The 10,839-nt window shown below is 70.6% G+C and carries 10 protein-coding genes and 1 tRNA gene; 7 read left to right on the top strand and 4 right to left on the bottom strand.

The window, feature by feature from the left end; translation table 11 throughout:
- Positions 1-66: 66 nt before the first annotated feature.
- Complete coding sequence (locus ACSQ14_RS15635) at positions 67-1,422, bottom strand: sensor histidine kinase (RefSeq protein WP_436014369.1); 1,356 nt, start codon at positions 1,420-1,422, stop codon at positions 67-69.
- Between the two features lie 552 nt (positions 1,423-1,974).
- Between ACSQ14_RS15635 and ACSQ14_RS15630 the strand changes: the two genes are divergently transcribed.
- The 7 genes from ACSQ14_RS15630 (at position 1,975) to ACSQ14_RS15600 (ending at position 8,810) form a co-directional block, all read left to right on the top strand.
- Positions 1,975-4,371 carry a TonB-dependent receptor plug domain-containing protein gene (locus ACSQ14_RS15630; RefSeq protein WP_436014367.1) on the top strand — a complete coding sequence of 799 codons (2,397 nt, stop codon included), beginning with the start codon at positions 1,975-1,977 and terminating at the stop codon, positions 4,369-4,371.
- A 71-nt stretch (positions 4,372-4,442) separates the two neighbouring features.
- Positions 4,443-6,047 carry an FAD-dependent oxidoreductase gene (locus ACSQ14_RS15625; protein ID WP_436014365.1) on the top strand — a complete coding sequence of 535 codons (1,605 nt, stop codon included), beginning with the start codon at positions 4,443-4,445 and terminating at the stop codon, positions 6,045-6,047.
- Between the two features lie 3 nt (positions 6,048-6,050).
- Complete coding sequence (locus ACSQ14_RS15620) at positions 6,051-6,452, top strand: c-type cytochrome (RefSeq protein ID WP_436014363.1); 402 nt, start codon at positions 6,051-6,053, stop codon at positions 6,450-6,452.
- 31 nt (positions 6,453-6,483) lie between these two features.
- Positions 6,484-6,981, top strand: coding sequence for a RidA family protein (locus ACSQ14_RS15615; RefSeq protein ID WP_436014361.1), 498 nt, complete (start codon positions 6,484-6,486; stop codon positions 6,979-6,981).
- Positions 6,982-7,352: 371 nt separating this feature from the next.
- Positions 7,353-7,682 carry a UrcA family protein gene (locus ACSQ14_RS15610; RefSeq protein WP_436014359.1) on the top strand — a complete coding sequence of 110 codons (330 nt, stop codon included), beginning with the start codon at positions 7,353-7,355 and terminating at the stop codon, positions 7,680-7,682.
- A 295-nt stretch (positions 7,683-7,977) separates the two neighbouring features.
- The gene (locus ACSQ14_RS15605) at positions 7,978-8,226 is read left to right on the top strand and encodes a hypothetical protein (RefSeq protein WP_436014357.1); all 249 of its coding nucleotides are present in this window, start codon (positions 7,978-7,980) and stop codon (positions 8,224-8,226) included.
- A gap of 110 nt (positions 8,227-8,336) precedes the next feature.
- On the top strand, positions 8,337-8,810 hold the full coding sequence (locus tag ACSQ14_RS15600; protein WP_436014355.1) for a hypothetical protein: 474 nt from the start codon (positions 8,337-8,339) through the stop codon (positions 8,808-8,810).
- Positions 8,811-8,827: 17 nt separating this feature from the next.
- On the opposite strand, the gene ACSQ14_RS15595 is transcribed toward ACSQ14_RS15600, so the two are convergent.
- The 3 genes from ACSQ14_RS15595 to ACSQ14_RS15585 form a co-directional block, all read right to left on the bottom strand.
- Entirely contained in the window at positions 8,828-9,412 is a 585-nt protein-coding gene (locus tag ACSQ14_RS15595; RefSeq protein ID WP_436014353.1) for a PepSY domain-containing protein, read from the bottom strand.
- A gap of 338 nt (positions 9,413-9,750) precedes the next feature.
- A tRNA-Ser gene (locus tag ACSQ14_RS15590) sits at positions 9,751-9,840 on the bottom strand.
- 54 nt (positions 9,841-9,894) lie between these two features.
- Positions 9,895-10,830, bottom strand: a complete 936-nt coding sequence (locus ACSQ14_RS15585; protein ID WP_436014351.1) for a hypothetical protein — start codon at positions 10,828-10,830, stop codon at positions 9,895-9,897.
- Between the last annotated feature and the right edge of the window lie 9 nt (positions 10,831-10,839).

Genomic DNA, 10,839 nt, shown 5'->3' with positions numbered 1-10,839 from the left:
CTGAACGCGGGCTTGCCCCTGGCGCCGACACCCGAGGCGGGCATGGGGCCTCACCGGATCATCGCCTCAGGCCTCGGCCTCCGGCGGCCCGTCGACCGGCGCGCGGATCCGGCAAACCAGGCCCTCCGGCGCGTAGGTCAGCTCGGCCGGCTCGCCCAACTCGCCGGCCAGCACCTTGCCGAACAGCCGGGCCCCGAACCCGGTGCGCGGCGGCTCGCTGACCGGCGGACCGCCGCTCTCGCGCCACTCCAAGGTCGCCGTCGCACCGGTCCGCTCCCAGGTCAGCTGCACGCGGCCGTCGGGCCGGGACAGGGCGCCGTACTTCACCGCGTTGGTGGCCAGTTCATTCAGCGCCATCGACAGCGCGATCGCGGTCCGCGGCGAGATCCGCACCTTGGGCCCGGTCAGCGCGATGCAGCCGCCGTGGTTGTAGGCCCGGGTCGTCTCCTTGGTGATCTCGCTCAGCTCCGCGCCGCGCCAGTTCTCGCGGGTCAGCACGTCGTGGCCGGTGGCCAACCCGATCAGCCGTTCGCTGACGGCGGCTTCGACCTCGCGGGCGACGCCGTGTTCGCGCAGGGTCTGGCTGACCAGCGACTGGACCGTGGCCAGGGTGTTCTTCACCCGGTGGTTCAGCTCGTTGATCAGCGTCCGGTGGCGCTTCTCGGCGGCGCGCACCTCGGTCACGTCGGCGCCGCTGCCCACATGGCCGCGGAAGGCGCCGGAACGGTCGAACCGCGGCCGCCAGTAGAGCTGCAGGATCCGCACCTCGCCGTCCGGGCGGCGGAAGCGGGCCTCGTAGCTGGCCGCGCTCTGGGTCGCCCGCGCATGGGTTCGGGTCAGCAGCAGGCCGGCGCGGTCCTCGGGATCCAGCGCCTCCATCCAGCCCTCGCCGAGCAGTTCGCGCGCCGGCCGGCCCAGGGCGTCGGCCATGGCCTGGTTGACGAACTCCAACTTGCCGTCCGCGCGGCTGAGCCAGGCGGCCGCCGGCGTCTCGTCGGCGATCTCGTGGTAGCGGGCCTCGCTCAGCGCCATCCGGCGCTCCGCGGCGCGCACCTGGGTGATGTCGCGCCACACCACCCCGACGCCGCCGGCCAGCGGAAAGGCCCGCACGGACAGGACCCGGCTGCGGCCGCGGACGCGCAGCCCGAGCTCGGCCTCCTCGGCCGCGCGCCGCCCGGCGACCCGCCGGGCGAGCTCGGCGAAGGCGCTGTCGCTGGGCAGGCCGGCGATCCCCCACAGCTTCAGGCCCAGGATGTCCTCGCGCGCGCAGCCCAGCAGCTGCTCGGCGGCCGCATTGCAGTCGGTCAGGCGCCAGTCGGCGTCGACGCTGAGGAAGCCCTCGCCGAGCCCGTCGACGATCTCACGGGCGCGCTCCTGGGCTTGAACGGCGACGCCGGTGGCGGGATCGGTAGTCAGGCTCAAGCGGCTTCTCCGCATCGGCGCACGCGCCCCCAGGAGCGGGCCGGTGAGCCTCCACGGCCGGCCGGCGCAAGCCAATCGGGCGAAACCCCAGGGGAGGCCGCAGGGCCCCGCGAGCGCTGTGTGGGCGGGATTCGCCGGCGCGTGGAGCGGCCTCGCCGGGGCGCGAAACCGCCCGGGCGCCACATATTTCAACTTTGCCGTGCCGGAAACGTATCTCCGTTACCTAGAAACTAAGCACGATACGTCGTCGTGACGTCGGCGGATTGCGCGGCTTTTTCGCCCCTGCATCCTGGCCTCGCAAGTCGATGCGCGACACGTCCGCCGCGCGATTCATTCCGCGGGCAAATAAAGCGGCAGGGAAGAAGCGTTCAGAGGAGAGTGAACACCGTTATTCGAATGCACCAGATGGGGGATGGCGTGGTCAAATTCTCTAAGTCGACCTTGGTTACAGGCGTATCGAGCGTTGCAATACTGGCGCTGTCCGCCGCGAGCGCGGCGGCGCAAACCTCGACAGCACCGCCGGACGGCGACCGAGCCGCCACCGTTGATACGGTGATTGTTACAGGCACCCGCACCACCGGCCTACGCGCCGTGGACAGCCCCGCGCCGATCCAGGTGCTCGGCGCCCAGGCCCTGTCGCGGGTCGGCCAGCCGGACCTGATCCAGGGGCTGGCGCAGACCATACCGTCCTTCACCGCCGAGGCGTTCGGCGGCGACACCGCCAACCTGACCCTGACCGCCCGCCTGCGCGGCCTCAGCCCGAACCACACCCTGGTGCTGGTCAACGGCAAGCGCCGGCACCCGACCGCCAACCTGCACGTCCTGGGCGGGCCCTACCAGGGCGCGGCCAGCGCCGACCTCAGCCTGATCCCGGTCGCGGCGATCGACCACGTCGAAGTCCTGCAGGATGGCGCCGCCGCCCAGTACGGCACCGACGCGATCGCCGGGGTCGTCAACATCATCCTGAAGGACAAGTCCGCCGGCGGCATGCTCGAGGGGACCGCCGGCCAATACTACAAGGGCGACGGCGAGACCGGCGCCGTCTCCGCCAACTTCGGCGCGCCGATCGGCCCGAATGGCTTCATCAACCTCACTGGCGAGATCCGTTTCCACGACTTCAGCCAGCGCGGCGGAGCCGACCAGCGGATCTCGGACGTCGACGGCAATCTGCTGCCCGGCACGCCGGCCGAATGGGTCAACATTCCCGGCTATCCGCGGGTGAACCGCATCCTCGGCGACGCCCAGCAGACCATCAACAGCGTCTTCTACAACGCCGGCTACGACGTCGGCGCGGTGCAGCTCTACAGCTTCGGCAGCTTCGCCTACCGCCGGGCCGAGGCCTACGAGAACTTCCGCGTGCCGAGCCGGGTGGTCGCCTCGCCGGTGCTCGGCGTGCCGGGGACCTACGGCGATCCGGACGCCATCGTCTTCGCCCCGCTCGGCTTCAGTCCGAAGGAGGCCCTGCGCGAAACGGACTACGCCGCGACCGTCGGGGCCAAGGGCGAGGTCGCGGGCTGGACCTGGGATCTCGGCACGACCTACGGCCGGGACATCAACGACATCTACACGCGCAACTCGGCCAACGCCTCGCTGTTCGTCGACACCCACTTCACGCCGACCGAGTTCTACGACGGCACCTTCAAGAGCACCCAGTGGACCACCAACCTCGACCTCACGCGGGAGTTCGAGGTCGGCCTGGCGGCGCCGCTGAACGTCGCCTTCGGCGGCGAATACCGCCGCGACACCTATTCGATCACCAGCGGCGACGCGGCGTCGATCTACAAGGAGGGCGGCCAGTCCTATCCCGGCTTCCAGCCCACCGACGCCGGCAGCCACGAGCGGGAGAACTACGCCCTCTACCTCGACCTCGCGACCTCGCCGATCGAGAACCTGAAGGTCGACGTCGCCGGCCGCTACGAACACTACAACGACTTCGGCGACACCACCGTCGGCAAGCTCACCGCGCGCTACGACTTCACCCCGATGTTCGCGCTACGCGGCACGGTGTCGACCGGCTTCCGCGCGCCGACCATGGCCGAGTCCTTCTATTCGGCGACCAACGTCTCGCCGGACTCGGCTTTCGTGCAACTGCCGCCGAACTCTGAGGCTGCGACGCTGCTCGGCTTCGAGCCGCTGAAGCCCGAGAAGTCCGAGAACCTCAGCTTCGGCCTGGTCGCTCACCCGGCCACGAACCTGTCGATCACGCTCGACGCCTACCAGATCAAGGTGAAGCGGCGGATCATCGGCACCGGCGCGCTGCTCGGCCAGGACGGCACGACCATCATCTCCCAGGCCGTGCTCGACGCGATTGCCGCCCATGGCAACGTTCTCGACCCCAGCGTCAGCTTCGTCGGCGCGACCCTGTTCACCAACGGCGCCGACACCCGCACCCGCGGCGTCGAGCTGATGGTCACCTATCGCAGCGACCTCGACGACTACGGCACGATCGATTGGAGCCTGGCCGGCAACTACAACAAGACCACCCTGACCGACATCGCCCCGGTGCCGGCGGCGCTGGTCGGCGGCATCGGGGCGCTGCTGTCGCCCACCGCGATCAGCGACCTGACCACCGCCTCGCCCAAGGCCAAGGTGACCGCCGGCGCCTTCTGGGCCATGGGCAAGTGGCAGGTGAACGTCCGCGAGACGATCTACGGCCCGGTCACCGAGGTGGTCAGTCCGGACGGCACCGGCGGCGGCCCGGACGCCGTCGAGTCGCACATCGGCACGACCGGGATCACCGACGTCGACGTCGCCTACCACGTGACCGAGAACATCAAGGTCGCGGTCGGGGCCAACAACCTCTTCAACAAGAAGCCGCCGAAGATGGCGCAGTTCGCCCCCGACGGCGGGCTGGCGGACGGCAGCAACGTCTATGACGCGCCGCTGACGATCAGCCCCTGGGGGATCAACGGCGGCTACTACTACACCAAGCTCACCTACAGCTTCTGAGTTCTCGCCGGCGCGTCGCGCACGGCGCGCCGGCCCCTCGTTTTTCCGGATGCGAAGGGGATTTCTCCGGGATGGAACATCAAGTCGGGACCGGCGCGGGCGTACTCACGCGTCGTAGATTCTTCGAGCAGCTCGCCGCGGCGGGCGGCATGTCGCTGGCGGTCGCAGGGCTCGAGGCCCTGGGCTTCGGCTTCGGCTCGGCCCAGGCCGCGCCGCCGGCGCTGAGCGGGGCGACCAAGGGCAAGAAGGTGGTGATCCTGGGCGCCGGCCTGGCCGGCATGACCGCAGCCTACGAGCTCGACAAGGCGGGCTACCAGGTTCAGGTGATCGAGGCGCGCAGCTTCGCCGGCGGGCGCTGCCAGACCGCGCGCAAGGGCTTCAAGTACACCGACCTCGCCGGCTACAGCCAGACCTGCGACTTCGACGAGGGGCACTACATCAACCACGGCCCGTGGCGGATCCCCTACCATCATCGCTCGACGCTTTATTACACCAAGCTGTTCGGCGTCCCGCTGGAGAGCTTCGTCAACGACAATGACGCGGCCTACGTCTACTTCGAGAAGGGCGAGGGGCCGCTGAAGGGCAAGCCGGTCCGCAAGGGCGAGGTCGCCGCCGACGCACGCGGCTACGCCGCCGAACTGCTCGCCAAGTGCGCCAGCAGGGGCAACCTCGACGCGCCGCTCTCGGCCGAGGACCGCGCCAAGTTCATCGAGTACGTGATCCACGAGGGCCGGCTCAACCCGAAGGACCTGAGCTACACCGGCGCCGAGGGGCGCGGCTTCGCCGTCCATCCCGGCGCCGGGATCGACCCCGGCCCCGGCAAGCCGTCGGCGCCCTACGCCTTCAAGGACGTGCTGGATTCGCGCGCCTGGCAGGTGCTGAGCTCGGTCACCGAGTTCGAGCAGCAGCGCACCATGCTGCAGCCGGTCGGCGGCATGGACCAGATCGCCAAGGGCTTCGAGCGCCAGGTCGGCCGGCTGATCCGCTACTCGACCAACGTCGAGAAGATCTCCCAGGGGCCGGACGGCGTCAGCGTCGCGGTGCGCGACGCCGGCGGCCAGCCGTCGGTGATCACCGCCGACTACTGCATCTGCACCATTCCGCTGTCGGTGCTGCGCGGCATCGACATGGACGCCACCACGACGTTCAAGACGGCGATGGCCGATGTCGCCTATGCGCCGGTCAACAAGATCGGCCTGCAGATGAAGCGACGGTTCTGGGAGGAGGACCACGCGATCTACGGCGGCCACGTCTACACCGACATGCCCGGGATCAACTCGATCTCGCTGCCGTCCTACGGCTGGCAGGGGCAGAAGGGCGTGATCCTCGGCTACTACGCCTTCGGCTCGGAAGCGGCGCGGATCAGCGCGATGCCGCCGAAGGAGCGGGCGGCGTTCGCGCTGGCGGCAGGCCAGAAGGTCTTCCCGCAGTATCAGGAGAGCTTCGAGAACGCCTTTTCCTTCTGCTGGCACCTGGCCGAGTACAACCTCGGCGGCTGGGCCGAGTGGTCGCCGGAGGCGCGCGCCACCGCCTATCCGGCGCTGGTGAACGGCGAGGGCCGCGTCTACCTCGCCGGCGAGCACATGAGCTACCTCGGCGGCTGGCAGGCCGGGGCGATCGAGTCCGCCTGGCAGCAGGTCGCGCGCCTGCACGCCCGCGTCCAGCAGCAGGTCTGAGCCATGGGCAAGCACAGCGCGTTCGCGGGGTCCGCGGCCCTGCTCGTGGCGGCGAGCCTCGCCGCGCCGGCGTTGGCCGCCGATCCGCCGGGCAAGGAGATGTACATGGCCAACTGCTCGGCCTGCCATCGCCCCGACGGCGCCGGCGTGAAGGGGGCCTTTCCGGCGCTCGCCGGCAACGCCTTCGTCGCCGGTCCGAAGACCCATCCGCTGATGCGGGTGCTCAACGGTCGCGGCGGCATGCCGGCCTTCAAGACCGAGCTGAGCGACCAGCAGCTGGCCGCCATCCTGACCTACGTGCGCTCGAGTTGGGGCAACAAGGCCGACGCGGTGAAGCCGGCCGACGTGGCCGCGGTCCGCAGCGGCCCGGGGCCGGCCCAGGTGCGCAGCCTCCAGGCCCACTGATCCAGACCTACCGACAACGAGGGGAGACCAGATGAAACCCACGCTCTACGCCGCCGCCTTCGGGCTGGCCGCAGCCTTGCTCGCGCAGCCCGCCGCCGCCCAGGAGGTGGTGCGGCTGGGGCCGCCGGAGGGGGCGATCGCCGCGGCGGTCGCCGTGCCCCCGGGCTACGGGATGGTCTATGTCAGCGGCATGGTCCCGCCGGTCATCGACACAAAGGCGGCGCCGGACTCCGTCGCCGCCTACGGCGACACCAAGACCCAGACCCTGGGCGTGCTGCAGCGCCTGTCCGACGCGCTGAAGCTGCGCGGGCTGACCTTCTCCGACGTGGTGATGATGCGGGTCTATCTGGTGGGCGACCCGGCCAAGGGCGGGAAGATGGACTTCGAAGGCATGATGGCGGCCTACAAGCAGCACTTCGGGACCGCCGCCCAGCCGAACAAGCCGGCCCGCGTCACCGTCCAGGTCGCCTCCCTGGTCGGCCCCGGCATGCTGGTTGAGATTGAAGTGCAGGCGGCCGCAAAGCCCTGAGTTCTCCCCTTCGCAGGGGGCCGCCGCCCTGAAGGCGCGCACCACCGCCGCGGCGCTGCGGACGGACCGGTGCGCGCCGATCTGCGTTTGAGGGCCACGCCGGCCCGACATCCCTCCCGTTGATCGCCTGAGCGCCCCGCTGCGCTCGGCCCGCCGTCGCCGGCGCGCGCGTCCACGCCGCGCCTGAGCCGCCGCCGCTCAAGGCGGCGCTTTTTGTCAAGCTCTACCCTTGCAACGAAGTGCGTCCGCCACGACTTGGTCAGTCAGCGTGCGCAGCGAGGCCTCCCAGGCTCAAGGTGTGGGCGCCTGTACAGGATTACCCCGCATGGTCACCGCGCGCCGGAGGCGCGCAAAAGCACTCGGAGCGTTCCGTGAGACAACTCGCCCCCTTCGTCCTGGCCCTGTCGCTGCTCGCGCCGGTCGTCGCCCACGCCGCCCCGGCCGCCGCCATGAGCGAGGAGCCCGTGGTCATCCAGCTGAATCACTGGGACCTCGATCTCCGCCAGCCGCAAGGCGCGGCCACGATGCTGGCCCGGCTCGAGCGCGCCTCGCTGAGCGCCTGCGGCGCCTCGCCCTTCAGCTACCGCCTGGTGCAGGACGAAGTCCGCGCCTCCGCCTGCTATCGCGAAAGCCTCGACCGCACGGTGGCGGCCCTGGGGGCGCCGGCGGTCACCGATCTGCATCGCGCCCGCGCCAACTGAGCCTGCGTCGATCGTCAGCGGCGGCGGGCCTCCCGCCGTCGCTTTTGTTTCTGCAGTGAATTTTAGCCCCGGTCCCAGGCCGCGGGCGCGCCTGATTTGGGCGCCGGGCGCCTGCCGCTCCAGCAAAGCCCGGCGTCGACGGCCTCCAGCCAAGCTGGGCCTTGTGATGTGACGTCATGTTACGCAACCCTGGGTCTCGGCTTCAGGGCACGTCAGTTCGTCCAGGGCCGAAGAGGAACGCCGTTAGGGGGTTGTCATCAACCTCAATACGGATCCGAAGCAAATGAAGCGTCTCATGACTTTGACGGCAGTGGCCGTCGCCCTCGTCGCCGGTCCTGCGGCGGCGGAATCGATCCGCATCTCGACCGCCGGCAAAGCGCCGGAACAGGTCAAGGCGGAGGTCTACAAGGCCGCCGCGCAGCTTTGTCGGGCTGAAGCCGCCGAGTCTGGGCTCGGCGTCTACACCCACTCCAGCTGCGTGAAAGCCACGGTGAACGCCGCGCTGGCCAGCGTGCCGGCGCAGACCAAGCTCGCCGCCCGCTAAGGCGCCCGCCGGGGCCGCGGCGCGGTCCCGGCGGAACGGCGGGCGCCGACGCAAAACCTCCGCAGAAGCGGCTTAGGCAGACCTGTTTTCCAGTGTTGGAGGATCGCGCGTTGAATGCTGTGACCCCGGTGCGTATGGCCGGGCTTGTGCTGGTTCCCGACGCCGAACTGGTGGAGGCGGTGGCCAGGACCCCGCTCGATCAGTACGTCATCTGGAACGGCCGCTCGCGGGGCGGCCGGCCGAACTCCGTCCTCACCCAGGCGCTGACCTGCGTCGAGGCGGTCTGGACCCCGATCCCCTTGCGGATGCTGCTGCGCCAGGCGGCGCGGCTGTCCGGCGGCTACGGCCTGCGGCCGGAGGCGGTGAAGAAGGGCCTCTGGAGCCATCAGGCGGCGACCCCGGCCTGTTATTTCCTGGTCCGCGCCACCGCTGGCGGCGAGTACCGCGCGGTCACCGACGTGCCGCGGCCCTCGTCCTGGCCGCAGCCGATCCGCGCCGGCGAGGTGGTGCTGAGCCCGAGCGGCCGGCTCGACCTGGCTGTGCAGGCCGAGCGGCCGATGGCGCCAGCGTACGCCCGGCGCTGACGGTCAGCTGGCTGCGGTCACCAGGACGGCAGCGCCTCGGGGTTGGCGATCACCGCGCCGCTGTCGGAATTGACCGCGACCCGGTGCTGCTGGCCGTCCTTCAGGATCGCGACATTGTAGGCGTGGACGTCGGTGCTGGGGTCCGCGGCGCCTTGGGCGATCCCGGCCGCGACGGCCGGCGCGCCGCGCATCGCCGATTCGGCGGTGCGGATGGCGTCGGCCAGCGGGATCTTGGCGTTGGTCACGAGGCTGGCGTTCTTTTGCCCCTGCCAGTTCAGCATCGACGTCGGCGTCTTGGTTTCCGTCAGCGTGAGGGGCTTGTTGGCGGGCTTGTGGTACCGCTGGAACCTGATCTCGTTGCCTTGCGCCAGGGCGACGTCGTAGCCGGGAATGCCGTCGACGTTGTTGTAGCGGATCTCGGCCACGCGCCCGCCGCTCAGCTGTTCGATCGTCGCCACCGCGCTCGGCAGGGCGGTGGGGTCCCCGCCGAAGCCGGCGAGGTTGATGTTAGGGATGGGCTTCATCCCCACGCTCTGGCCAAGGGCTGGAACCGCGGCCGCCAGGCTGCCGGTGGCGACCAGGACAAGAAGCAGAGCGCGCATGTCGTTTTCCTCGCACGTTGTCCCCCGCGCAAATGCTAGCGCCGCCGCAGGAAAGTTTCGCGCTCACCGACACCTGACCCGGGGTGCGGAAATTCCTGAGGGCGTCGTCAGGGTCGCCGTCAGTTCCTGACGGTGCATGCTGTGGGCGCCGAAGTGCGAGTAAGTCGCGTTAGACGCAGGCTCCTACACCCCAAGCCATAGCTTGACGGTGAGTTGTCGGGAGCCGTCCTGCTCAGGCCGCCGCCCGCCAGTATTTCCCGTGTGCTGGATTGTCAGACTAGATCAACGGCGAGACCGCCCGCCGGAAACCGCCAAACCCTGATGAACTCAAAAGGGAATGGCGGTGAGAGAGGGATTCGAACCCTCGATAGAGTTTCCCCTATACACGCGTTCCAGGCGTGCGCCTTCAACCACTCGGCCACCTCACCCCGCAGACCAGGGCCGAGGCCCCGGGCGGAAGGCGCGCAATATACTGACGCGGCCTAGCCGGGCAAGCGCCGCTTCGCTGTAGCCTGCAATCGTTGGGGATTGAACAGGCTGGCGGGCGCGGCGGCGACCAGCGCGGCCTCCAGTCGGCGGCTGTCGGCGAGCCAGCGCGCGAGCTCGCGATCGGGCGCTTTCTTCTCCGTGCGCAGCGCCTGCTGCGCGGCGGCGAGCCGGCTCGAGGCGGCGCGCAGGTCGCCGCGCTGGGCGGCGAGGTCCTCGCCGTCGAGCCGCTCGTCGATCAGGCCGAGCCGGGCGCGAGCCCCCGCCAGCATCAGGATCGCGCTGGTCTGGTCGCCCGCCTCGATCTCGGCGCGGGCGGCGGCCACCGCGCGGCGCGCATCGTCCATCAGCCGGCCGACGTCGACCGCCTCGCGGCCGGCTGCGGGGCAGGCGGCGGGATCGAGCGCCCGGACATAGGCCGCCAGGCCGGCGAGCACGGCGGGGGCGGGCTCGGGGCCGTCGAACTCCTCGGTGACCAGGCCGTGGATGAAGCCCTCCAGCGCGCGGCCGTCCGGCGCCTGGTCGACCTGCAGCGCGGCCTTCGCGCCGCTGAGGTTGGGGATCGGCTTCGGATTGGCGCGGCCGTCGCCGCGATGGCTGGAGAACAGCGACTGGGTGACGTCGGCCGTGCCCGGCCCGCCGGAGACGCCGGGGAACAGGAAGTCGGGATTGTCGTGGCCGTTGCGGTGGCAGCTCTCGCAGGTCAGGCCGGCGCGGGCGGCCTGGCCGCCGAGCAGCAGCGGGGTGCGGAAGGCGGCGCGGCCGACCTCGACGCTCAGCGCCTGCGCGGGGCCGGCGGCCGGCCGCAGGCACTCGGTCGGCTGGGTGGCGATCGCGCGCGCCGGGTCGGCGTCCGGGGCGATCCAGCGCAGGGCGCGAATCGGCGGGTCGCCGTCGCCGGCCAGCGCCAGCCCGGCGACGACGGACGCCATGGCGGCGAG

It is taken from the genome of Phenylobacterium sp. LjRoot219, assembly GCF_964252995.1.
Taxonomy (GTDB): Bacteria; Pseudomonadota; Alphaproteobacteria; order Caulobacterales; family Caulobacteraceae; genus Phenylobacterium.
The sequence above is the reverse complement of the archived record's forward strand: the minus strand, read 5'-3'. Positions and strand labels throughout refer to the sequence as shown.